At 61.3% G+C, this 23,581-nt stretch carries 20 protein-coding genes and 7 pseudogenes; 9 read left to right on the plus strand and 18 right to left on the minus strand.

What is annotated here, in order from left to right:
• Positions 1-173: 173 nt before the first annotated feature.
• Positions 174-710 carry a hypothetical protein gene (locus tag RI103_RS14125; RefSeq protein ID WP_310812589.1) on the plus strand — a complete coding sequence of 179 codons (537 nt, stop codon included), beginning with the start codon at positions 174-176 and terminating at the stop codon, positions 708-710.
• A gap of 287 nt (positions 711-997) precedes the next feature.
• Here the strand turns inward: RI103_RS14125 and RI103_RS14130 are convergent, their stop codons facing one another.
• Positions 998-1,570 (minus strand): HD domain-containing protein, encoded by a 573-nt coding sequence (locus RI103_RS14130; protein WP_310812590.1) that lies wholly within the window; start codon positions 1,568-1,570, stop codon positions 998-1,000.
• Positions 1,571-1,680: 110 nt separating this feature from the next.
• Here RI103_RS14130 and RI103_RS14135 point away from each other — a divergent pair, with 110 nt between their 5' ends.
• Together RI103_RS14135 and RI103_RS14140 are read left to right on the plus strand one after the other, a co-directional pair.
• Entirely contained in the window at positions 1,681-1,980 is a 300-nt protein-coding gene (locus tag RI103_RS14135) for a hypothetical protein (RefSeq protein WP_310812591.1), read from the plus strand.
• 234 nt (positions 1,981-2,214) lie between these two features.
• A pseudogene (locus RI103_RS14140) lies at positions 2,215-2,418 on the plus strand (transposase domain-containing protein); the annotation flags it as partial.
• Between the two features lie 423 nt (positions 2,419-2,841).
• Here RI103_RS14140 and RI103_RS14145 read toward each other — a convergent pair.
• The 8 genes and pseudogenes from RI103_RS14145 to RI103_RS14180 all read right to left on the minus strand — a co-directional run.
• Positions 2,842-3,933, minus strand: a pseudogene (locus RI103_RS14145) (IS91 family transposase); the annotation flags it as partial.
• A gap of 16 nt (positions 3,934-3,949) precedes the next feature.
• The gene (locus tag RI103_RS14150; RefSeq protein ID WP_310812592.1) at positions 3,950-4,078 is read right to left on the minus strand and encodes a hypothetical protein; all 129 of its coding nucleotides are present in this window, start codon (positions 4,076-4,078) and stop codon (positions 3,950-3,952) included.
• 296 nt (positions 4,079-4,374) lie between these two features.
• Positions 4,375-5,040 (minus strand): hypothetical protein, encoded by a 666-nt coding sequence (locus RI103_RS14155; RefSeq protein ID WP_310812593.1) that lies wholly within the window; start codon positions 5,038-5,040, stop codon positions 4,375-4,377.
• A 33-nt stretch (positions 5,041-5,073) separates the two neighbouring features.
• Entirely contained in the window at positions 5,074-6,180 is a 1,107-nt protein-coding gene (locus tag RI103_RS14160) for a hypothetical protein (protein WP_310812594.1), read from the minus strand.
• Positions 6,171-7,280 (minus strand): hypothetical protein, encoded by a 1,110-nt coding sequence (locus RI103_RS14165; protein ID WP_310812595.1) that lies wholly within the window; start codon positions 7,278-7,280, stop codon positions 6,171-6,173. Before RI103_RS14165 ends, RI103_RS14160 begins: the two co-directional genes overlap by 10 nt.
• Positions 7,281-7,373: 93 nt before the next feature.
• Positions 7,374-7,838, minus strand: a complete 465-nt coding sequence (locus RI103_RS14170) for a hypothetical protein (protein ID WP_310812596.1) — start codon at positions 7,836-7,838, stop codon at positions 7,374-7,376.
• Entirely contained in the window at positions 7,828-8,481 is a 654-nt protein-coding gene (locus RI103_RS14175) for a hypothetical protein (protein ID WP_310812597.1), read from the minus strand. Before RI103_RS14175 ends, RI103_RS14170 begins: the two co-directional genes overlap by 11 nt.
• A 37-nt stretch (positions 8,482-8,518) precedes the next feature.
• Positions 8,519-9,739, minus strand: a complete 1,221-nt coding sequence (locus tag RI103_RS14180) for a hypothetical protein (protein WP_310812598.1) — start codon at positions 9,737-9,739, stop codon at positions 8,519-8,521.
• A gap of 831 nt (positions 9,740-10,570) precedes the next feature.
• Here RI103_RS14180 and RI103_RS14190 point away from each other — a divergent pair.
• Positions 10,571-10,744, plus strand: a complete 174-nt coding sequence (locus RI103_RS14190) for a hypothetical protein (protein WP_310812599.1) — start codon at positions 10,571-10,573, stop codon at positions 10,742-10,744.
• A 66-nt stretch (positions 10,745-10,810) separates the two neighbouring features.
• Positions 10,811-11,284: pseudogene (locus RI103_RS14195) on the plus strand (IS21 family transposase); the annotation flags it as partial.
• A 573-nt stretch (positions 11,285-11,857) separates the two neighbouring features.
• Here RI103_RS14195 and RI103_RS14200 read toward each other — a convergent pair.
• Positions 11,858-12,259, minus strand: a pseudogene (locus RI103_RS14200) (recombinase family protein); the annotation flags it as partial.
• A 514-nt stretch (positions 12,260-12,773) separates the two neighbouring features.
• On the opposite strand from RI103_RS14200, the pseudogene RI103_RS14205 reads away from it, so the two are divergent.
• A pseudogene (locus RI103_RS14205) lies at positions 12,774-13,129 on the plus strand (DDE-type integrase/transposase/recombinase); the annotation flags it as partial.
• A 6-nt stretch (positions 13,130-13,135) separates the two neighbouring features.
• On the opposite strand, the gene RI103_RS14210 reads toward RI103_RS14205, so the two are convergent.
• Together RI103_RS14210 and RI103_RS14215 are read right to left on the minus strand one after the other, a co-directional pair.
• Complete coding sequence (locus tag RI103_RS14210) at positions 13,136-14,353, minus strand: serine hydrolase domain-containing protein (protein WP_310812600.1); 1,218 nt, start codon at positions 14,351-14,353, stop codon at positions 13,136-13,138.
• A 214-nt stretch (positions 14,354-14,567) separates the two neighbouring features.
• Positions 14,568-15,080: a cupin domain-containing protein gene (locus RI103_RS14215; protein ID WP_310812601.1), complete on the minus strand. Its 513-nt coding sequence runs from the start codon at positions 15,078-15,080 to the stop codon at positions 14,568-14,570.
• 438 nt (positions 15,081-15,518) lie between these two features.
• Between RI103_RS14215 and RI103_RS39640 the strand changes: the two are divergent.
• Positions 15,519-15,629 (plus strand): annotated as a pseudogene (locus RI103_RS39640) (aconitase family protein); the annotation flags it as partial.
• A pseudogene (locus tag RI103_RS14225) lies at positions 15,629-16,226 on the plus strand (IS6 family transposase); the annotation flags it as partial. The pseudogenes RI103_RS39640 and RI103_RS14225, both read left to right, overlap by 1 nt.
• A gap of 297 nt (positions 16,227-16,523) precedes the next feature.
• Here RI103_RS14225 and RI103_RS14230 read toward each other — a convergent pair.
• From RI103_RS14230 to RI103_RS14255, 6 genes are all read right to left on the minus strand, one after another.
• Positions 16,524-17,357: an IclR family transcriptional regulator C-terminal domain-containing protein gene (locus tag RI103_RS14230; RefSeq protein ID WP_310812602.1), complete on the minus strand. Its 834-nt coding sequence runs from the start codon at positions 17,355-17,357 to the stop codon at positions 16,524-16,526.
• Positions 17,358-17,447: 90 nt separating this feature from the next.
• Positions 17,448-17,987 carry a porin gene (locus RI103_RS14235; RefSeq protein WP_310815241.1) on the minus strand — a complete coding sequence of 180 codons (540 nt, stop codon included), beginning with the start codon at positions 17,985-17,987 and terminating at the stop codon, positions 17,448-17,450.
• A 196-nt stretch (positions 17,988-18,183) separates the two neighbouring features.
• Positions 18,184-19,530: an MFS transporter gene (locus RI103_RS14240; protein WP_310812603.1), complete on the minus strand. Its 1,347-nt coding sequence runs from the start codon at positions 19,528-19,530 to the stop codon at positions 18,184-18,186.
• Positions 19,531-19,607: 77 nt separating this feature from the next.
• A complete protein-coding gene (locus tag RI103_RS14245; protein WP_310812604.1) occupies positions 19,608-20,741 on the minus strand; it encodes a CoA transferase in 1,134 nt (377 codons plus the stop codon).
• 51 nt (positions 20,742-20,792) lie between these two features.
• The gene (locus RI103_RS14250) at positions 20,793-21,569 is read right to left on the minus strand and encodes a citryl-CoA lyase (protein WP_310812605.1); all 777 of its coding nucleotides are present in this window, start codon (positions 21,567-21,569) and stop codon (positions 20,793-20,795) included.
• Between the two features lie 733 nt (positions 21,570-22,302).
• On the minus strand, positions 22,303-22,854 hold the full coding sequence (locus RI103_RS14255; RefSeq protein ID WP_310812606.1) for a hypothetical protein: 552 nt from the start codon (positions 22,852-22,854) through the stop codon (positions 22,303-22,305).
• Positions 22,855-22,868: 14 nt separating this feature from the next.
• Between RI103_RS14255 and RI103_RS14260 the strand changes: the two genes are divergently transcribed.
• Positions 22,869-23,552: a glutathione S-transferase N-terminal domain-containing protein gene (locus RI103_RS14260; protein WP_310812607.1), complete on the plus strand. Its 684-nt coding sequence runs from the start codon at positions 22,869-22,871 to the stop codon at positions 23,550-23,552.
• Positions 23,553-23,581: the final 29 nt, after the last annotated feature.

Raw genomic sequence — 23,581 nt, forward strand, 5'->3', positions numbered from 1 at the left:
GGACGCCCGACCATACTCCTGAAGAGCTCGCTTGCGTGCCTGCGCCGGCAAGTTGACGCGGCAGCGAAAGTGGACGTGAACGCGGCGGAAATGGTTCGGCGTCGACGCTATCCATCCCAGGCCGGCCGGGTCGGCACTCCTTCAAACTGACGGCCCTGAAACTGGATATCCGAATGCCTGTGTACTTCGAGTTTGCTGAACTTCCATGCCGGCAACACTTTGTCTGCGACCGGTTGCGAGCGACGCTTTCCACGGACGCTTGTGGCGACCGCTGGAAGGCCGCAGGCGTAGCGACCGCCAACGCCCGGTGGATCACCTGCAAGAACTGTCGAATCGGCGCCCGGCACGCCGGAGCGATCAACGCGAACCCCTCACCGTTCCGGGCTGTGAAGATCTGCGCACGGTGCCACCTGACTGCGTCGCGCCTGATTGCCAAGCATCTGTGCATCAGTTGTTACAACCGTCAGCGTGAGCAGGTCGTGGGGAAGAATGCCAAAGGCACTAGGCCGGTCAAGCTCGCGCCGCTGCATCGGCGCTCGATCAGCTATGTGACAGGCGGTACGCTGAAGAGTATGACGGTCGAGCGAAGCCTTGACGCCATGGAGTTGATCGTCGCAGTCCTGCGGGACGAGGCGTGTTCCGTGCAATTTGGATGGCAGGCGCAGCCCGGTGCACGCGCCTTGCAGCAGATCTGGGAGACCGGCGGATGAACGACGAGGACGCATCCTGGAAGCTTGCCGCACATTGCTGTCGGGCATGTTTTGGCCGCGTGTTGTTCGGAAATTCCACCGACGGCCGGCACCGGTACCGATGCGCGCAATGCGGAGCGCACGGCGATGGCGACGACGCCTCAGTTATCTGTTGCTGCGGCATCCGGCTCAGGACGGGCACCGACGCCGGCGTGCGCTGCACGCTGAACAATTCCCCATCACCAGCATGGACGTCGGAGGTTGTTGCCGGGCAGGTATGCATCTGATTGCCGAAATCATGCCTCTCGTCAGTGGCCTGCTACAGCGCCAATCGCGTCGACGGTTCGCGCGAGCTCGTTTGACAGGGACCCCGGAAGTGCGCGGCGAAATATGCAGGCCAGCTCGGCGTAGTACCAGAGGGTGCCTTCCCGGCCGGCGGTAAATCGGTCAAATACGGCTGGCCCAATGGCATGGAGATCCGTCAGGATCGCTCGCGCGTTGTACAGTTTATCGGACGCGGCTACCAATAACACGTCCTTGTCGGCGCCTTCTAGGTGGGCCAGATACGCTTCCTTGCGGGTCCGCCAGTCGGGCTTCTCCCCCTTTGCATCCGGTACGGCATCAGTGCAGCCCTCAACTATGCGCAGGACCCGATCGCCGAAGAGCTCACGGATGCTGATGGCGGCGTCCGCGCCAACATCTTCGATAGCGTCGTGCAGCAGGCCGGCGATGGCCTGTTCCTCGTCGCCGCCATTTTCCAGGACGAGGCTGGCCACGCCCAGAAGATGCGACGCGTAAGGGATCCGCGTGCCCTTGCGGACCTGTGTGGCGTGCAGCTCTAGCGCGAGTGCAGTAGCCTGGGAGAATTTACTTGTGAGCATGGATTTTGTGAGTAATAGAAAAGCTCGCGCCTTATCGCGCCTGTGATGGTCCGACCTGTGCGCTGTCAGGTAATATCATGAGGATACGAAACGCCCACAAAGAGGCTACCATGACAGTCAAAATGTACGAAGACGACAACGCGCATCATGCCGATGAAGATTATCGCTCTGGCCCAAGGATGTTTTTGGACATGGCCTCAGCTCTCGCGGAAGCGCGGCGCATAGTTGATGATTTTCTTGCCGAGGCGCACGAACCGGGGATGACGGGTCGCGACCTGTTTGAGAGCTATAAGGCTTTCGGTCCGGATCCGTGGATCGTTGCCAATGAGAATGGCCCGTTGGTCCCTTTTTCTGCTTGGGATTATGCTCGCTCGCGTTGCGAAGAGAAGGCGCGTACCAAAACCACTTAGCGCTGCCCACTGACGATACCTTGCCTATGTCCTGACTCGCGTTGCTGACTACTAGACCAATCCCATCGACGAGCTCGTGCCAAGGCGTGTTGCAAACAAGCTGCATAAATCGACCGGTCCGCCGAATCGCAACCTAACCACGCAGGACCGTCATCCCTCATGCCAGGCGCGCACACGTAAGCTGGGGATGGCCTAAGGCAAGCCGCTTACGCAAGCTTTCGCTGGCACCACAGGCTCTTCAGCGACACGGTCGCCGGTGCGAAAGCCAGTGCCGTCATCTACAGCCTCGTGCTCACGTGCCGCGCTTGCGACGTCGAACCGTACCTATATCTGCGCCACGTCCTTACCGAGCTGCCGCAACGACCGCCGGACGTCGACATCAGCGATCTGCTGCCGTTTGACTTCATGCCACCGCAGACCTCCACGAACATCCCCTGACGACAGTAGCTCCGCACGCAAGATCGCAAGTCGCGCCGCGCTCCGTTAGCACTAGAAAATTACGCCGCTGGGCGACGTTCACACCGCGGGGTCGTGTGTTCGATTTAGCGCTTGCGAATCTGGATAAATGGTCACAGGCCGAATATCAGTGGCGTCCGGTTACTCCAGTCCATGATTTCGTCTGCGACCGTCTCAAGCCGTTAAGCGTTGTTCGATGCCTGCCCTTGTCCGCAGCCCATGAGTAAATGACGACGCATGCGGGCAGGCGTTGGACAAGGCTCGAGGGAGGAAACCGCGGAGTGAACCGACGCGGCCGGAAACTTGGGCGGCTATGGGGAATAAAGCGAGCTCACCGTCAGCCTTACCACCGGATGCTGAAGCGAACCTGGGTCGGGATGGTGTCGAAGGCGCTTTCGAAGGGGCGCCGCAGTGTTTGCAGACAAAGGTCGGCGCTCTGGTATCCGCAGATGTGTCATCGCTGGCGTCAGTGACTGCTGGGGCGTGCAGCAACGCACGTATGCTCGCCAGGTTCTGCCGTCGCACCGGATTGGCAAGCAGCCCATAGTGACGGATGCGGTGGAACCCACCGGGCAGCACGTGCAGCAGGAATCGACGCATGAACTCACCGGCCTCTAGCGTCATGGTCTTGTAGCGGGTGCGCCCTCTGGCGCGGTAATCCTTCCAGTGGAAGGTCACGCCCCGTTCATCGAGCGCGATGAGTCGCCGGTTGGAGATGGCCACGCGATGCGTATAGCGCGACAGATACGCGAGTACGGCCCCGGGTCCGGCGAACGGGCGCTTCGCATACACCACCCATTCACACGCGCGCAACGGCGCGAGCCACCGGGCGAAGGTAGCCCGATCGGCGAGCGCGGCATACTCGCCGAAGAAGCGTAGCTGGCCGCGACCATGCATTGCCGCGAGTTCTTCCAGGAAACGGCGCCGGAACAGGCGCGAGAGCACGCGCACCGGCAGGAAGAAGCCGGGCCGGCATGCGACCCACCGCTCGCCGTCAGGCGACAGGCCTCCACCAGGGACGATGCCGTGCACGTGCGGATGGTGCGTCAGTGCCGAGCCCCACGTATGCAGCACCAGCGTCGCGCCGATCTGCGCGCCCAGATGCTTCGGATCGGCGGCGATGGTGCGCAGGGTTTCGGCGGCAACATCGAACAGCAGGCCGTAGATCACCGCCTTGTTGTACCAGGCGATCGCGCTGATCGCGGCGGGCAGCGTAAAGACGACGTGGTAGTACTCGACCGGTAGCAGATCGGCCTGACGTGCCTCGAGCCACCGGTGCGCGGCGCTCGCCTGACACTTCGGGCAATGGCGGTTACGGCACGAGTTGTAGGCGAGCTCGATCTGTTCGCATCCGGAGCAGCGCAACACATGTCCACCCAGTGCCGCGCTGCGGCACTGTTCAATGGCCGACATCACCTTCAGCTGTCCCAGGCTCAACTGTACGGTTTGTCGCCACGCGGGCCCATGCGCGCGGAAGACGTCCGCGACTTCGGGCACGGAGGTGCTCTGTGTTTCAGGTGCGGTGCAGGTTCTCCAGCGGACTGGTGACTTCGCGCAGCAGGTCGGTGGCCAGCCTCGCCACCGTGCATCCCGTCGACATCAACCCGCTTTGCCCCAGCGCTGCGTCAGTCCAACACCGCACGCGACCTCTTCAATCCCCATACCGCTAAAGGTTCCGGCCACGCCGGAACACTCCGCGGTTTCCTCCATCGGGATTTGTACGACGCCTGCCCGCATGCGCCTGCGGCCCGCGCTCATGTCCGTGGTCGAGGGCAGGCATCCTACAAATCTAAACAAGGGCGGCCTCTTGGTCCCGCCGTCGCAACTGGCCGATGACAAGAAGGCGCGCCCGCTGGCAACCGAGAGACTGCGGTCGCGGCGAGCGTCCTCTTCACATGCGCTCGCCGGCGACGGTGAAAAACTTCACCATCGAACCACTCAGTCCCCCATGTTCGCGCCGGCCACCTTGATCGCCGACGTATCGATACCCTGCGACGTCGCATATGTCACGAGCTGGCTCGTCGTGCTGCCGAACGCCGACATGAGCGTCGGCGCTTCCTTGGCAACGTACAGCAGGCTGCTGAGCTTGAAGAGGATGGTCGGGTCCATTGTGTGCGCGAGCGACTGGCCCGCGTCCGCGGCCTTCTTGCCGGCGTTCACCAGTCCTGCGGTTCCCAGGCCGTACGGCACGAGCGACTTCGCGAACGTCGCCTTGCTCGCGTCGCTCAGGGTGCCGGCCTTGGCGATATCCTGCTTCGCGTAGTCATTGAGTTCGAGGCTGCTTTCGAGAGCCTTCTTCATGCCGTCCTTGCCGGTCAGCGTGCCGCCGCCGAGTGAGTCGACCGTGAGTTGCGCGGCCTTGGCGCGTTCATCGTCGCCGAGCGCCGTGAACATCATCGCCTGCGCCTTCGACAGATTGAGCAGCGACACAGCCATCGATTTCAGCAGGTCGGTTTGCTGCGTCGTGAGCGCATCGACGTTGACGCTCGCCGCGGAGTTGCCGCCGCCGATGCCGGGAATCGACGGCAAACCGAACGCCATCGAAGGCGATGCATACACAGCGGAAACAACCAGTGCGATAGCGGGAAGGGTACGGAGTTTCATGGCTTCTTATTCCTTTTGTTGTCGGATGGACTGCTAGTGGATTTGTTTGGCGTTCAATTGATCGACCAACGTTTTGGCGGCGTTGCGGCTCGCCAGATTCAATGCATTGCGCGTCGCAACACTTTCATCGGGTCCGAGTCCCGCGAACTGCACCGGACCGACCGACGCGACCTTTCTCGGCAAGGCTTGCCGGATGTCCCACACCTGACCGCGCACCGAGACGAAGACGCGCTTGTTGCCAGTCACGGGATCGGTGTCCTGCACGCCCACGTCGATGGTTCCGGTCGCGAACAGCGACGCGCCGCACTGACGCGATGCGCCAATCATCGAGCGGCGTGTCTGCATGGTCATGTCATCGCTCGCGCCGAATTCCTTCATGACGATGGTCCGGTCGACACCGCCGCAGTTCGCCACGACATCGTCGTAACCCGCGATCTCGAAGCCCGACGTACTGAGCACGTCGCTCATGGCGGCGGTGACATCCTCGGGACTCGTCACGTCGTAGACGGTCTGCGCGCGCTTGCGCTCGACCGAACCGCCGTAAGTCACTTCCTTCATGCCGGAGCTACGGCTGCCGGTGGCTTCGACGTCGTCCGAATCGACGGCCTTTTCCATCGACGTGCTGGATGAGTCGGTCTTCTCGACTTTCGACACGCGCGCATCGAAGGACTTTGACTTGATCACTTCGCGAGCGAGGAACACGAACACCAGCGTGCTGCCGTTGCCCGTGCCCTGATGCGATGCCACCGAGGTCGCATCGAGAATCGAATCGACGGCGGTCTCATTGATGTTGGCCCGCACGGCGACGCGCAAGGTGTGCGACGTGGCATCGGTCTGCTGATCGACGATCGTCAGATCCTTGACATATTCATCGATGTTACCCGTGAAGCGGTCCTTGTTCGCGAGATAGGTTTTCATCTTCGCGTCGTTGAAGCGCGACGTGTAAAGGTCCCATGCCGCTAGCTTCGCCGCGCCGAACGCGGCCTTGTTGGATGCCGCATCCGGCGCGCTGGAAAAGAGTCCCGTCCAGTACGGCACGGTCACGGTGCCGCGCACCTGCACCACATCCGCCGATGCGAACAACGGCGTCATCAGCGTCAACGCGATCAACGCGCGTCGTGCGTTCCTGATCACATGCATTTGTCGACCACCCCCTTGAATGCAGTCATTTGCTTGTCGATGTCCGGCGCCTTGGTCATCTCGGCGAGCGTTTTCGAATCGCGCTTCGAGATCTGTTGCGTGAGCACGGTGAAGAGGCGGCGCAGGCTGGTCTGATACGCATCCCAATCGTTCGGCGTGAAGCCTTCCGAACGGTCGAGCACGACGTAATTGAGGTTTTTGAAGTCGGCGCTGACGTATTTCGTCTGCAGCTGCGGCTGCTCGACATCCAGCGTGATGAACGAGCCGAACACGTACTGTTCGGTCGCGTTGGTCTGTATTTGCGCACGGCGGAAAGCCCGCACTCGGATATCGATGACGAAGTCCGGCTCCGGCAAATTGAGCGTGTAGCTGTCGCCGTTGGCGAAGCGCGCGACCATGCTCTGACCGATCGCCTGACCCTTCGTGTAAGGCACAAGGCCCACGTTCTGCGCAGACGCCAGGCTGTATTCGAAGGCTTGCGCCACTTCGGTCTGATAGGCGTCGTTCTCCTTCAGGATATCCGGAATGACGGCTTCTGCCTCCGGCGCGATGGTCACGTTCCGCACGCCGATGTATGACGTATAGGTTTTGCCGACCGGCGCGTCCTTGAGGCGTCGCACCCATTCCGCGAAGATGTTGGCGCCGAACGACTTGTCGAGATACATGTTCCGGAAGACCCTCCTATGTTCGTCCGACGTGCGGCCCGGCGCGCCGACATCCTGATACTGCGCCATGGCGGGAATGTCGAGCAGCAGGGTTTTCGTCTGCATGTCGAAGACGAGCACGTCCCCGATCACGCGATACACGTAGACGTCCTTGTCGCCGCGCTTCACGTCCTCGACGCTTTCCTGCTGCAATGCGAACGCGAGTGCGTTGGCATTGCCGGAGTGGGTATCGCCCAGGCCGTACTTCAGTGTGATGTCGCTTCGATCGAGCGTGGCGAGCTGATCCTTGAGCGCAGCATCGAGCACGTTCATGCCATTCGTCGCTTTTTCTTCCTTGAGCGCTTCGGCGTATTGATAGCGCTGCGAGTTCTGCGAGAAATTGCCCGCGAAGGAAAAGCCAGCGAAATAGAGGTCCTTCGCGCTCGCCGCGTTCATCGCAATGCAAGACGTAACGCAAAGAATCAGTTTGAGTAGCAGGTGTCGCATGTCAGTGAAGGAGTTATGCAGCCTGTTAATCGTCATGCCTGATCAGTCGATCACGCCGTTCTGTTTGAGAAAGGCTCTGACCGGCGGCATCAACGCATCCGGATCGAACTGTCCCGTGGTCCAACTCAAACCGGTCCACGGAACCTTGAAATCGAAGACTTCGTTGCCGCGACACGACGCGGCAACGCTCTGCATATCGCGGATATCGAGCGCCGCGCGTGCATCGGGCCGGGGCTTCACGCGATCGAGCTCGACGAACAGCGCGTTTCTCGCGGCCTGCGCCGCCACTTGCGGCAGCGCGCGGCCGGGGCCGTATCGTTCGAGCAGCCATTCGCGCGTCGTGCGGAATTCGATCCAGTCTTCGCCCGTTTCGCTCCACTTGCGGATCTTCCCGTCGCGGACTGGGCGAAAACCGTCGTCATCGCAGACATCACGTGCCCACGATGCCGACGCATGCGCCACCATCTGCACGAGCAAACACGCGAGCGCGAGCCGCTTAGAATTCATCGGCGTGCGGCACCGTCTGCTTGAAGCTCGACAACTGTCCCGGCGGCGTGCGGTATTCCTCCGCACGCGGCGCGACAGACTGACCATTTGCGCCCGTATTCGGCGCATAGGCGGAACGCGTCAAGCCCGCCTGCGATTGCGCGGCCGCCGCCTGGCTCTTGCAACTCACGCCGACCTTGACCGTCACCGTCTGCTGTTTCATATCGACTTCGCGCGACACCACTTGCACGCCCGACAGAATCGATTCCGCGCTCGTGCTGCTGACCGACGCGATCAGGCGCTTGGTCGACGATGCCGTTGCCTTGCCGCCATCCGAGGTGCTGCGCTGCGCGTCTTCGCGAATGGTCGAAAGGGATTGCTCGGCCTTCTGCTTGCTGCTGTAGAATTTCGCCAGTTCGTTGCGCGCTTCGATCGATCCCTCCTGCGTCGCCGCCTGCAGATCCGTGCCGGTGCTGCCGTACAACGTGCCGACGCCGGTGCACAGAATGCGCGCATCGCATGAATCCTTGGGCGGCGCGACGAAACAGCCGGGGAATCCGCCGAGCGGGATATCGCCGTCTCCGGATGCCGGGCCTTGCTGCGCGAAGACGTGCGACACAACTACGAAACCGAAGAGACAGGTGACTGCTTTTTTGATGTTCATGATGTGATGTCTACGTTGTTGGAGGCGTTTAGATTGATTAGTAATCCGATTCGATTGAGTGACTCTCCGCGCGCGCATGTCCTGTGTCAGGATGCCCGCCCATGTCGGCCGACATCGAATTGAAGATGTCGCTCGCCGATGACGCGACTCGCCACGCCTGATACTTCCGCGCCGCGACCTTGCCCGCGTCGAGCGGTTGCGGGTTATCGAGCGTCGCCTGCGAAACGCGCGCATCGCTATAGGTGATGGTCGCGGTGCCGACTTCGCTGCTCTTGTAGCCGAGGAATTCCTTCGTGTAAGGGTCCTTCAGCGTGCTTTCGATGAGACGCACGGAGCACTTGTCGCCCACCTTGAAATAGCTCGAACCTTCGGCAATGGTCAGCGTGCCGTTGTCATTGCCGACGACCAACGGCGGATAGATGGACTGAAGCAGATCGCGCGACAGCGTGTGCGCCACGCCGAGCAGGCGCTTGTTGGTCGGGAACCGGTCGCCGGCCTTGACGTTGATCGACTTCTGTTCGGCGAACTTGATCTGCCGGCTCGAATAATCGATGACCTTGATCTGCGCGCGAATCTGCGTCGCGCCATCGCCCGATCCCGCGCTTGCCCCCGTCGTGACGATGGCGAGAAAATCCGGCGCGACGCCCGAGGACAGCCGCGCGAAATCCTCGATCTGCGTGCCCGCGCGAATCTGAGACATCTGCGCTTCGATCGCTTCCTTCTGCTGCCGGTCGAGAATGGCGAACTTGCGGCTTTCGACGAGATCAGTCGTGATGCCATCGACGATTGCTGCGGTGTTGGCGTCGGCCTGACCGTGCGACGGAACGACCGCGATCTTGATGCGCTTCATCTGCTCCGACTGCCTGAGCACGACCACACCGACCTGCACCGTCGCCTGGTAGCCGCCATTGGAAGGCTGCGTTGACAATGCGCGCCACGACTTGACGACGCCGTTGGTGGTGCGGCGAATGTCGTCATCGATGGTCCGTGAACTTTGCGCCTCCACGCCCGTGGATGAGGTCGAAGACTTTCTGACGCGCTCCGTCGATTCGATCCGCTCGCCGTTCACCGAGGCGACACCATTGCGCACGGCATCAACCGTGGCGGACGCGGCGCTTGAACCGAAGCCCGTCGCGGTCACGGAAACAATGTCGAGCTGTCCCGCACGAAGCTCGGGTGCGGCCGCCAAAAGACAGGCGCCGAAGGCGGCAAGCAGGGCCGCATGGATCAATTCTCTTGCCGGCTTCGTAAAGTGCATGGGTGAATTAACTTTCAATTTCGTTATACTTTTTATATCAATCAGGACGTGGTCCCACTTAAAACTGGATATCGGCGCGGCGTGGGAAGACTTTAGGGGACCAACGAAAAATCTATGTCACGCGATCCCATTGCCCGCAAAGCGTTGGCATCCAGCCTTGTCTTCGTTTTCTGCATTTGGCACGATAGAGGTTGGATCACGCTCGCCGACACCGATGATCCGCGACGCAAACAGATCGAGCTATCGCAGGCCGCGCCTCGCGCATTTTTACAAACTATCGGAGTGTTTTCTTAAGGCAGCCGAAAGGGGCCGATAGGCACGACATCACCGCGAAGCCCTGATTCAAGCCAGGCTGGGCATCCCGGCGAACTTAAGAAAAGTTTCCAGCGAGCAGCAGGCTCACTATCTCAAGCTCCATCTGGACAGGTTCGCATCGCATAAAGTCCGTTGACTGGGCGGAGCCGACTTTCGAATGTCCAACCGCGAGTGTGGGTTAACGACCGCAGGTGGCCGGACCCGGTCCGACGCAAGCCTCGGTCGTTCGCAGATCACAATGAAATATGCGACGGGCGTAAGCCGACCCACTTCAGCCTTTCAAAGTTGGACTGCGAACGTCCGAAGCTCGGCCGATCTGTGACACTCGAAAGGCCATTCAGCGCCGTTGATTTCCATATGGAGCTATACACTCGCCGTTGAGCCGGCGTGCGTCCGCCGAACGGCGCATCGCCGGGTAGCGCGCTGAGTAATGTGCAGAAGAAAATCTGTGGGCAGAAGGGACCCGAGCAACTGGTGCCCTGCTGAGCGCCAGCAAACGAGTCGGAATGATCGGGCATGCACGACGACGACCCATATGCGCCGCCGCACGCATATGAGACCAAAGGCCAATTATTTCGGACGAACGTGACCGGCCTTTTCGGGATCGTGACCGGCGATTTCGGCAACGTGACCGGGCATTTCGGTAACGTGACCGACCGAACCGGAAGGCAGGATTGGCGTTGCGCATGACATCAACCACGCGGGCTATGCTCGCCGGCTTTTGCCGGAGAGAGCATGCCCGCGCACCGGATGAACATGCGCATGATCAAGGACGTTTTACGACTCAAATTCGACGGTGGCTTCTCGCACGACCGGATTGCCGCGTCGCTGGGCATTTCCAAGGGCGTGGTCACGAAGTACGTTGGACTGTCAGGTGCCGCCGGGCTGGACTGGGCGAGCGCCTGCGAGATGGACGAAGCCGAACTCGAGCGGCGGCTTCTAGGCAAGCCCACGGGGCCGGCCGCCTACGCCCAGCCCGACTACGGACGCATCCATCAGGAGTTGCGCCGCAAGGGCGTGACACTGACGTTGCTGTGGGAGGAGTACCAGGCTGAATTTGCCGACCGGCAGACCTACCGCTATACGCAGTTCTGCGAGCACTACAAGGCGTTCACGAAACGACTGAAGCGCTCGATGCGTCAGATCCACCGCGCTGGCGAGAAGCTGTTTGTCGACTTTGCCGGCCCCACGTTGCCGCTGACCACCGGACGCCGCGCGCATATCTTTGTGGACCTCGGGCCGTGTCTTGCGCACCCTGGACATCGGCTGTGGCCGTTCCACGGACAGGCTCTGCGTACGTCCGCCGCGCCAGCGTACATGGACCTCGACCTGCTGACCGACGATGAGCGTCACGTCTTCGATGAGCAGTCCAAGCATGCGCTTGCGCTCAACAGCACCTGTACGTGCGTCGTTCCACACGCGAGGGAAGTCGGAGGCCAGCGCCATGATGCGTCGGCGTGCGGGCTCGTCAAGGAGTGTGCGATCGGCCTCGCGCTGTCGCTCGTGCTCACGCTGTAGCGTATCGAGCTGGCGCAGTCGCGCATTCCAGTCAGCCTCCAGTGCATCAGCCACCAACCGGTTTTCGGGATCGACCTTCAGGTAGCGCCGGCGTGCCAGTTCGGCTTCGTAACGGGCCCGCTGCAATTGTGCTTCGCGCAGCGCCGCGGCCTGTTCCACGCGCTGGGCAATCTCTTGTTGCACGGCTAGCGCCACCTCGATCGCCGCCGGCGCCACCGTCTGCAGCAGCAACGCACTGATCGCCTCATCCACCGCGGTCCCGCGCACCCACTGGCAGTGCTTGCCGGCCTGTCGCACCACAGCCTCGTTGCACATATAGTAGGGACGTAGTTGCCCGTCCTTCGGCTCATAGCGCACCCGCATGCGTGCGCCGCAGCGGCCGCAAAGCAGCCGCCCTTGTAGCAGCGCACTGCCGTTGCGCGGCATGCGACCGCGCAGACCCGGCGAGAAGCCGTTCGCATTGTTGGCGAGCATCGCCTGGTTGCGTTCGTACTCCGCCCAGGAGATGTAGCCTTCGTGCGCATCCGGGATCAGCACCTGCCAGTCAGACTGCTGCACCCGCAACTGCACGGGCTTGAATTTGGCGTTGCAGGTAGTGCGGGTGCGCCCGTAGGCGAATGCGCCGGCGTAACGGGGATTGTGCAGAATCTGCAGCGCACGCGAGTGATCGATCGTGCTCCACAGCACATCGCCCTTCCCGACGCCACGACGGATGCGACGGGGGAAGAGGATCTTCTGTAAGACTGTATTTTCGCCCCGCAAAATAAGGCATAGCAGAGGTTTCGCATGCCTTTCTAGCGTTGCGTTTCAGCAACGCACGCACGCTCGGATGTCCGTTGATTTTGCTAACGCGTTTGGCGCGTCCGCGAGTTCGGCTCATGCGGTTGTAGAGGAGCATGATAGGTGCATTCGCTTTAAGCGGCAGCAAGTGCGAATAGCGATGGTCATTTTTTTTGATCTTCGGAAGGGGCCCATCTCAGTGCGCAGATCAAAAGCGCCATACAGTACGGCACTTTGTGTGTCACATCGGGGGCCTTCAACATCCTCTTGTGTGGACATTGCTCAGCGCGGCGGCGTCCTGCGCTTAGTCAGTCGTGTCGGGCAGTGAGTTTGCGTTGCGGTAGAAAAGCCGCGCTAGCAGAATTAATGGGCACGATTAGCGCTCCAACGGACATCATTAGCGGAGTTTGCGAACTTCAACAACAAGGAATGCAACACGGTCGATTTCCTGCTGCGCGCCCATCGTGACAAGGCCGCTCGCTGCACGCCGCTTCTTCGAAAAGGCCATTGACAAGAACGGACGAGCCCGAGAGCTCAACGCCGAGCGGTCAATGCCGATCAAGGACCGGTAGAACAAGTACCTGAGTAACATCGTCGAGCAGGATCACCGCGCCATCAAACGAATCGTCAAGCCGATGATGTGGCTTCAAAGATTTCCGGCGTGCGCCCATCAACCTCGCCGGCATCGAATTCATGCACATGATCCGCAAGGGGCAGATGAACGACGACGACGTCGACCGAACGGTTGCCGCGCAGTTCTATTCGCTTACTATGTAAGCAGCCCTAATCATATTGGGACTTGCTCGTCCTGCCGCCTTGTCGAGACACAACCTCGTAGACCACCGTTTCGAAATCGAGATATCCGCCGATGGCGGTCGCGTCGACAAAGGGAAAGATCTGGGTCGCCCAGAAGCCGCCGACCTGCGTCGTGGGGTCGATCCAGAAATAGCAATTGGCGAGCCCCGCCCATGCGAGTGTGCCCGCAGGGCGCCCGGTCGGCGCGGGCTCGTCGTTGAGCATGAAGCTGAGAGCCCAGGATTTTGACAGGCCGGGAAAGAATTCAGCGTTGTTGGAAAGCGACGGGATCACTCCGGGCAAGGCTTTGATCTTCTTATCGCCGAGACCGTTCTGCACGGCCATGGCGACGGTTTCCGGCTTCAGCACGCGGCCGTGATCGCCCATCCCGTGATTCAACCACATGCGGATGAACCTGATGTAGTCTTCGACGGTCCCGTAGAGCCCGGAGCCGCCCATATCCACCTCGGGGTTCGCCGTAGGCCCGAAATTCATCAGCGGCTCCAGCGATGCGTCGGCGCCGCGCTGGTGCACACGTGCCAGCCGCTCGCGCATTGATGGCGTGAGAGTAAATGCCGTACTCGTCATGCCGAGCGGCGCGAAGATCCGCTCCTGCATCACCTCGCCGAGACGCTTTCCGGCAATCGCCTCGACGACCTGCCCCGCCCAGTCGACCCCACTGCCGTATTCCCAGCGCTCGCCGGGGTCGAACAGGAGCGGCATCATCAGGGACGCCTTCCTGGCCGTGCCCGTTGACGGCAGGCCGAGGCTCTGTCGCAACCGCAGATAGGTCTCGTTGAAAACGTCGTTGGCAAACCCGGCGGTGTGAAGAAGGAGCATGCGGGTTGTGATGTCTCGCTTCGGCGCGCGCAGAACCGGCTTGCCGTCGGCGTCAAACCCCTCGAGCACCTCAAGCTGGCCGAGCTCCGGCACGTAGGCTTTCGCCGGTGCGTCGAGATCGAGCTGGCCCGCCTCCGCGAGCTGAAGCACTGCGGTGGCGGCGATCGCCTTGGTGGCCGAATACATCGCGAAGACCGTGTCGGTCGTCATCGGCACGCCGCTGCCGAGGATCCGCTCTCCAGCGGCACCGGAATACAGCGTGCCGGCGCGGTCGGTCACCATTGCCACCACGCCCGGCAGACGCGGCTGGTCCGCAACGACGCGGGACAGTACGGCGTCGCAGGCTTGTTTGAGGCTCTCAGTCACTAATGCATCTCCAATTCACACATTGTCGCGGCGCTTCAGCCGCTTATTCAAAGGCTTGATGCAGCCAGCGATGACGCCGCCGAGGCTGCACCGGAACGCACGCTGCGCCGAGGTATGCTGCCATGAACGAGGCCATTGCCGGCCTCCGTCGGGCTTGCCAGCGCCGTGGCGACGGCGCGGCTCTCGAGAACCTCAAGGCGGAAGGGCGCTGCTTTCAGACGCGCCCGCCGGCGCAGATTGTCGCGACTTCTTCATCGTTCAACGGTGGGCCAATGATATCCATCCCAGCCTCGGATGAGACCGTGACGAGCTCAGCCTGATCCGCGAAAGTGAGGTTCCGCTCAACGATGCGCTCGAAGAACGGCTCGAACTCTCCGGGCGTCACGATCACCTGGAACCGGACCCGCTCGTCGCCGTATGAGCGCCAGGCGTGCGGCACGCCCTTGGGCAGCATGACCACATCGCCTGGCCCGGCTGTGCGGCATTCGCGCGGCGTCCACACCGCGATAGTGCCTCGCTCCATCAGGATGATCTCATCGTCCTCACGATGCAGATGGCGCACGGGTCCGAAGCCTGCGGGACATTCATAAACGAGCATCGATAAGCGCCCATCGGTCTGGGTGCCGCGGAGGCGCACGCGTGCGTGTTCGCCCCACGAAGTGGTGGCGAAACCGGAGACAGTGGGCGGGTCGACGAGAAGTGGAGCGAAATCCGAGAACTCATTCATGGGAATTGACATCCGAGAAGAAGGAAGTGGAAATATTCGGTGAGGAGAGATGTCCGATCAGCGAGGAGCAAAGATCCTCATCACGGACGATGACGCGAGCGGGAAAGGCCCATGCAATGGCCGTCGTAGGGCGCTCAGCAGACTTCAATCTTCCTCTCCATGCTAATCGATTTTCATCGAGTATTCGGCGCGCGAATATCCGGCCGGCAACTCCGGGCTAAGGGCGTTGCAGACGGCTCATTTATTCGCTACGTGCATTTTTATGCGCTAGTCGAAATATATAGACAGCTCCCGGCCGCGCCAATCAGTATTTCCCCTGGCGCATAGTTTTTCGTCTAGCGAAATAATCGCAAGCTTCAGCTGCGGATAGTCACCGGGAGCTTAAAGAGCGGTTGGACGGCTTTTTTGTAGGTGCCGCCCAAAGCCAGGCCCATACCTGGCTCGTGTACCAATGCCCGAATCGAGGATCTGCGCAACGCCGCCCGCGTGGTGCGCGGTCGCAAGGTCGCCCGGCGCATCCTCCAGGCGCTGGTCGTGCCCGGCTCCGGCTGCTCTTCGAGCGCGGTGTGACCGTCACGTACGAGACGATCCGATGCTGGTGCGCCAAGTTTGGTGAAGGGTTTGCTCACCGGGTAAAAGCGGCGCGACGCAAGCCGGGTAGCACGTGGCACCTTGACGAGATGTTCGTCACGCTGCGTGGCGAACCGTACTTGCTGTGGCGTGGGGTCGACGAGCACGGCGCCGAACTCGACATCCTGCTACAAAAGCGGCGCGACAAAGCCACGGCCAGACGCTTCTTCAAGCGTGTGATGCGTTCATGCCCGACGCCTCGCAAGATCGTCATCGATCAGCTGCGCAGCTATTCAGCGGCAAAGGCGGAAATTCCGGAACTTGCGAGCGTGAAGCATGCGTTCGTCAAGGCGGCAGCCCGGGTGAACAACCGGGCTGAGAACAGCCACCAACCAACGCGTGAACGTGAGCGTCGCATCCCCCAGAGGGGACTTCCTTCGGGGCGTGATCCGGCAACATTTCGCGCTCAAGCGACATCTGCTGCGCGCTTCACTGTATCGCAAACAGCTTGCAGCAAGGTTCGCTGACTGGCGCGAATTCACTCAACTCGCCCAGAATCCGTCGACTGAATTCTAAACGATCACCACCTGCCGCCTTTCCGTCTCAAGCTCGGCAAGTTGACAACACCCGACAGACTGTTCAGCGAACACGCGCCGATCCGCGCCAGTCGCCTCAGCGCGTTGCCACTCCAGGTATGCGGTTTCCGGGTCCGACGACCAGAGTTCGAGGTCCATGAAAATAGATGTACTGAAATGTGCAACCACCCTACCACAGGCGAAGCTCACGCTTCGCCAACCGGTAATCCAGGAAGAGGGAGTTGCCGCATCAGCGCCAGCAGAGCTGACTAGCTTAACGTCCTGGTTGGCAATGGAACTACGCCGCGCGCCAGGACGAGCGGATCGAATGAACAAGAGCAGGCGCCCTGCGAAGCGCCCATTCGATATGGGCCCGCGCCTCCCTCAAGGCCGGCAGGCGCGTGGCAATCAAATCCTCGATCGTGGTGCGGTCTGTCTCGGAGGAGCAGTTGATCGCAGCGATCACGTTTCTTTGGGGATCGCAGACTGGCAACGCGATCGATACGACGCCCATTTCGATCTCATCCTGCTGGGTGGCAAAGCCGTCGGTCAGGGCCTTTGCGAATTCGCGGGCGAGGTCGTCGCGCTGGACCACGGTTTTAGCCGTGTATTGCGGAAAAGGCGCGCGCGCCAGGAGACGTTGCTGTTCTTCGATCGGCTGGTTGGCCAGCAGGACCCGCCCGAGCGACGTGCAGAAGGCGGGCAGCCGATATCCAACAGACGCGCGTCGCGTGATGCTGCGCTTGCTGGGTACATGGGCGAGGTAGACGACGTCGTCGCCATCGAGGACCGCGAAGGACACGGAATCACGATACTCGTCGGCGACTTCTTGCAGGTAGGGGTTGACCAGGTCCTTGAAATTCATCGAGCGCAGATACGCCACCCCGAGCGACAACACTTTCGGCGACAGCAGGAAACGCTTGCCCTGCATACCGACGTACCCGAGCGAGTGCAGGGTGAGCAGCGCACGCCGGGCAGTGGCAACGTTCATCTGCGCTGCCTGGGCGACCTCGCTCAATGTCATTTCCGGCTGATTTTCGCTAAAGGCCTGGATCACCGAGAGGCCGCGCGCAAGCGCGGCCACGAAGTCCCGATGAGTCTCATCAATACGGTCAGAAGGTGTTTGAGTCATGAAAGAAGGTAGACGGTCATCAACAGGGCTAACTACTCTAATTTTCGCAGGACGAAAAACATTTCGCAAGAAAATCCTGGCAGCGATGCGTCAGAACCGATGCCGGATGCCCAGGCTGACGATGGTCTGGTTGGCGCCGCTCGAAGGCGTTGCGGTGAACAGCGTGGCTCTGACGTTCTCGTCATGCACATGCTCGTAGTTGAGCAAGGCATAGAGGTCGGTTTGCTTCGAGAGGAAATAGTTGGCGGAGAGCATGTATTGACCCCAGCGGTCTTCATTCAGCTTCGAGTACGCGTAGCCGCCGAGCACCGATACCGCGGGCGTCAGCCAATAGGTTACACCGCCCTCCCACGTACTTAGCACGGCGGTCGAACCGCCGCTCTTCATGTCGGTGAGCGCACACACGCCATGCAACAGCGCGGGCCCGAACCGATAGCTGCCTCCCGCCGCGACGGTCGACATCCGGTCGAGGGCAATCGTCCCGCTTTGCGGCGTGCCGAACAGGTCGGGTACGCCGATCGTCGTGGCCGGGGTGATGGTCGTATTGTTCACGCTGGTGTACGCGGCGGCGAGATTCAGGTTGCCGCGGCTGTATGAGACGCCATAACTTTGCGCACTGCCGGCTGCCAGATGGCCGGGCTGGCCGCCCTGCGCGTACCGCGCCGAACTTCAGGCCACCGAACGTGGGACTCTGGCATGCAATGACATTGAAGGAAAAAAATTCTTGTTTATTGAAAGGAATGCTAAATAATTGACGACGGTTTGCAGTGCGCTTCCGTCAACTGCACTACCGGCGTGTGGCCGGCGCTTTAGCCGATAACCTGGCTTAATCCGGCCGTCCGGTGAACACCATCGTGCGGGGAATCAGAAGAATCAGGCAGCAGCACACCAGCAGACATCCGCCCAGCACATAGGTACCGCTGTTGACGTCGCCGGTAAGGTTCTTCGCCATGTTGGTGATCATGGCGCCCGTGATACCGGACAAGCTGCCGATAGAGTTAATCATCGCGAGTCCGGCCGCTGCCGCTGCGCCTGAAAGAAGGCGCCCGGCGAAGGTCCAGAAGATCGGCATGATGCTGATGATCCCGGAGGCGGCGATCGAAATAAGCAGGATCGACACTGAGATCTGATGCGTGAACGTCGCGCTGAGAATCAACGCGATGCCGGCCAGCAGCGCCGGAATTGCGGCATGCAGTCGCCGTTCCCCCGTGCGGTTCGAATGCGCGGCGTTCGCGACCATCACGATACTGGCGGCGACATACGGCACAGCAGCAAGCAAGCCGATATGAAAAGCGTCCTTGAGTCCTGCGGCGCTGATGATGGATGGCAACCAGAACGACAAGCCATAGAAGCCCGTGTTCATGGTGAGCAGGATGCCGCACAGAATCCATACGCCACGGCTCTTCAAGGCGGCGCGAAAGTCGTGGGTCTTCGTCACGTTCTCCGACGAGAGGTTGCGCTTCAATAGCGACTTCTCTTCGGGCGTGAGCCAGCGCGCGTCGTCGATTGTTTCCGTCAGCTTGAGCAGCACTATCAGCCCGAGAATGATGGCGGGCAAACCTTCCACGATCAGCATCCACTGCCAGCCTCGAAAGCCGAACGTATCGTGCATGTTCTGCAGCACCCAGCCCGATACCGGTCCGCCGATGCACAGGCTCAGCGGCAACGCCACCATGAAGCCGGCCATGACGCGGTTCTGCCGATGCGAGGGGAACCAGCTGTTCAGATAGAGAATCACGCCGGGAAAGAAGCCCGCTTCGCACACGCCCAGCAGAAAACGCAGCATGTAGAACATGGTTGCCGAGCCGGTGTGGAAGAACCGCCCCAGCGGCCCGATATACATCAGCAGGATGGAGACGAGACCCCACGTCACCATGATCCGGGCAATCCAGCGGCGCGCGCCGAAGCGGTGCAGCACGATGTTGCTCGGCATTTCAAACAGGACGTAACCCCAGAACAGCATGCTCGCGCCTAACGCGTAGACATTGTCGCCAAGATTCAGGTCTCCCAGCATCTGCAGCTTCGCGAAACCGATGTTGACCCGGTCGAGGTACGACACCATGTAGCAAAGAAAAAACAGCGGCACGCAGCGCCAGAACACCTTGTCGTAAGTTGCTTTCTCCTGGTCCTGCGAAACCTCGCTCATGCCTGCTTTTTCCATGCTCAAAGCCATGATTGTCTCCTGATTGTATGTTTGCCGCGCCACCCAGCGATGCGTCTGCGCGCCTGGCCGGCGAGCGCGGCAACGTCTCACGCGCGCAGAGGCCCGAGGATTTCTTCGTTATGTTCACCGAGCACCGGCGGTGGCACGATCTCAAGCGAGCGCTCGCCGTTGTAGCTCACCGGGCTGCGCACAGTCTTGTACTCACCCATCGTGGCGTGCTGCGCGGACACCAGCAGTTCCAGATGCTTCGCCTGCGGGTCTTCCAGCGCCTCGCTGGCGTCGTACATCGGTGCATGCGGCACATCCTGCTCGAGCAGCAGGCGACACCACTCGTCGCGATCACGCTCGACGAACACCCCCGAGAGGACCTCGATCATGGCTTCCTGATTGTCGATGCGGCCCTCGCGCGTCGAAAAGCGCGGGTCTTCGAGCAGGCCAGGGCGGTTGATCACCGCGGCGAGCCCCTGCCAGAATTTTTCCGGCGACGACATGTGCAGCGCGAGCCACTTGCCATCCCGGCATTTCATCACGTACGACTGCGAGACCATCGGCCGGCTGTAGGGTCCCATCACCTCGTCGGCCGAATAGTAGTGGGTGAACGCATCCATGTTGAAGTGGGTCATGGCCTCGAGCATCGACACTTCCACGCTCAGGCCCGTTCCGGTGCGTGCGCGCTCCTGCAGCGCCCCGAGAATGCCGTAGGCGGCGTAGAAGCCCGTGATCGAATCAGCGATCGCCGGTCCAACCACACGTGGGTTCTCAGGATTGACCAGCAATCCGAGGAATCCACTGGCAGCCTGCGCGACCGTATCGTACGCCGGCCGACCCATGGAAGGGCCCGACTGGCCGAAGCCGCTGATCGAACAGTAGATCAGGCGAGGATTGATCGCACGAAGACGCGCTTCGTCCACATTCAGGCGCCCAGCCGCGCCAGGTCGAAAGTTCTGGATGTATACATCCGCCGTACGGATGAGCTCGTCGAAAGCGGCGAGATCGCCGGCCTCTTTCGTGTTGAGTGTGACGCTGCGCTTGTTGCGGTTGTACGTCTGGAAGTGCGGGCTGTACAGGCCGCCGCGAAAAGCCCGGAAGGGGTCGCCCGCGCCGGGCTGCTCGACCTTGATGACGTCGGCGCCGAGGTCGCCGAGCAGCATTCCCGTGGCCGGTCCGGTAATGAAGGTGCCTTGCTCAATAACGCGAATGTTCTGCAATACCTTGATCACTTCGATTGCTCCATATGCGGCAGTGCCGCGTTGTGTTCCGGGAATGCCTGTTCACGCGACGTACTTGATCGCGCTTTCACCGGCATGGGCCAGTGCGAAGCCAATCGGCTCCACGCTCTCTTCCAGCAGGTGGGCGACGAGGCTCACGCTGCGCGCGACGAGCGGCACGCCTTTCAAGGCCTTGAGAGGAAAGCCGGCGTCCAGCAGCACAGCGGGAATCGCGCCGGAGACGTTGATCGGCAATGCCCGGCCATAAATCTTCGGCACCGCGGCAGCGATGGCGCGCAGGACCCGCACGTTGTCTCCTGCCGTGCCGTGTTCGTCGGCCAAGGCCAGCAAGCGCGTCGCACGCGGATCTTCCTGCTGGTGTAGCGGATGCCCGAAGCCGGGCAGCGGCGCGCGCCGCGCCCGCAGCGCTGAGACCTCACGCTCGACCACCTGTTCGAGCGTGCCCTCTTGCGGCGTTTTCGCGAGCAAACCGGCGAACAGCTTGCCGGCCTCCTCGGAACTGCCGAGCACGACCGATCCGCATCCCAGCAGGCCGGCGGCCACTGCGCCTTGCAAAGCCTCGGGCGCTGCCGCGAAGGTCATGCGGGCGGCTTGTATGGAGGGGACCAGCCCGTGTTCCGAGATCGACACGAGCGATGCGTCGAGGAGCAGGCGCTGGGTGTCCGTGGGCGGCTGGCCGGTCAGGAGCAGACAAAAGAAGTCGGTCAGGCTCACGTGGCCTATCAACTCCTTGCAGAGATCCCGGTTGCGGACGGTGATGCTGTCAGGCGTTGCGGTCGAAATCGACGTGCGTAGCTGACTGGGTTTTCCAATTTGCATGGCGACCTTTGAAGATGCGATGGAGAGCGATGTTTCAAGTCGAGCAATATTCGCTCAACGCCGTTTGTTGCGCTAGGCGAAAATGTAGCAGCGGTGCAAGTCGGTGATCTATAGGTGATTTCACCTAGCGCATATATTTTCGCACAGCGAAAATAATGGTGGCCATGCAGAGTCCATACTTCCAGTGGCGCCCGGAGGATAGGGGTACCCAAACCGATCGAATCGGTTGAGTAGCGCCGAACGCATCAGACTCATGAGCGCGGCCGCACATTCACCGGCCACGCAGCAAACCTGCGAACAGCCAGTTCAAGCGTCCGTTGTGTTTGTAGGATGCCTGCCCTCGACCGTGCGCATGGGCGCGCGCCACAGAAGCAGGCGGGCAGGCGTCGTACAAACCCCGATGGAGGAAACCGCGGAGTGTTCCGGTGCGGCCGGAACCTGTACGCTATGGGGGGTGAAGAGGTCGCGTGCGGTGTTGGACTGCCGCAGCGCTGGGGCAAAGCGGGTTGCTCTGGACGGGATGCACGTTGGCGAGGCTGTCCGGCCCGCGTTGCTGACGGGAGGCCGGGCGCACAACCGCGTGCGTATTTCGGCGAACGCGACCGCCGATTTCGGGAACGTGACCGACGATTTCTGCAACGTGACCGGGCGGACCGGAAGGCAGGATTGGCGTTGCGCATGACATCAACCAAGCGCCTGCGGGAGTCGATGACAGGTCAGTGGCCAAAAGAAATCACCCCGTCGCGGACTGCAGGGTGATTGGGATTGACGCTCGGAAGGAGGCACCTAACTTGCTCCGATCAAGGCCCCCATCGACATGCCAAGCGCGGGACCTGCTTTCGTCGCCGAGATCGGCCCCGGTCCGTTTTATTGCGGCGGACGGGCGTCGTCGCGTGCCAGAGCATTCCTTCACGAACTGCTGGAGAGCTACTTCGACTATATGAAGTTGGAAGTTCTCTGAGCCAAGGGGGACGGTTTGCTGCACCGGGCGGTTCGGCCAGGGGCGCATATCGGCATAGGCCACGCACTCCGCTTCGCTGTCGAACCCCAGATGCACCTCAAAGGCGCTGTCGTCGGATGGCGGGTTGTTGAGCCGCTTACCCGGTGTGACATTGAATCGGACCATCGCGCGCAGCATACCCATCGTTTCGATTTTTGCGTCTGCGTGCCGGCCGATGGTCGTTAAGTCGCCGACAAGCTCCCCTCTATCTATCCTCATCCGTGAATGCTGGAGGCGGCCCAGCAAAGCGAAGCGGGAGCCCCTATAATCATCGGCCTCACTCATGCAAAGGTCGCCTCATGATCAAGTTTTACTACTGTCCGGCCCCGAACCCGGCCAAGGTCGCTTTGTTTCTCGAAGAGACCGAATTGCCCTATGAACTCGTGCCTATCGATACCCGCAAGGGTGAGCAGCACGCCCCGGCTTTCACTGCGATCAACCCGAATGCAAAGGCGCCGGCACTTGTCGACGGCGATGCGACGATCTTCGATAGCAACGCCATCCTGCTGTATTTAGCGGAAAAAACGGGGCGGTTCATGCCGACAACGCCGGCGGAGCGCGCGCAGATGTACTCGTGGTTGATGTTCGTGGCCACGGGCATTGGACCGTTCTCGGGCCAGGCCGTGCATTTCACGCACTTCGCGCCGGAGCCCAAGGAGTACGCCGTCAACCGCTACGAGTTCGAAGCGTGGCGCCACTGGAGCATCATCGACGCGCAGTTGGCCCGACACAGGTATATGCTCGGCGACGAATACACCTTGGTGGACATGGCGGTATGGGGATGGGCGCGCGCAGTGCCTTTCATCCTGGGCGCCCAAGCATGGGAAAAGCTGCCGAACGTCAAGCGTCTTCTCGACGAGATCAATGCCCGACCGGCAGCGCAGAGCGCTGAAGCGCTCGCAACGCGCCACGCGTTCAAGGCCGAGATGGACGACGATGCACGCAAGGCGCTGTTTCCGCAGAACGCTCGCCTCGGCATCTGAGCATCATTGCGCCGACGGCGCGGCCAGTC

The sequence above is a fragment of the Paraburkholderia sp. FT54 genome, from assembly GCF_031585635.1.
Classification (GTDB): Bacteria; Pseudomonadota; Gammaproteobacteria; order Burkholderiales; family Burkholderiaceae; genus Paraburkholderia.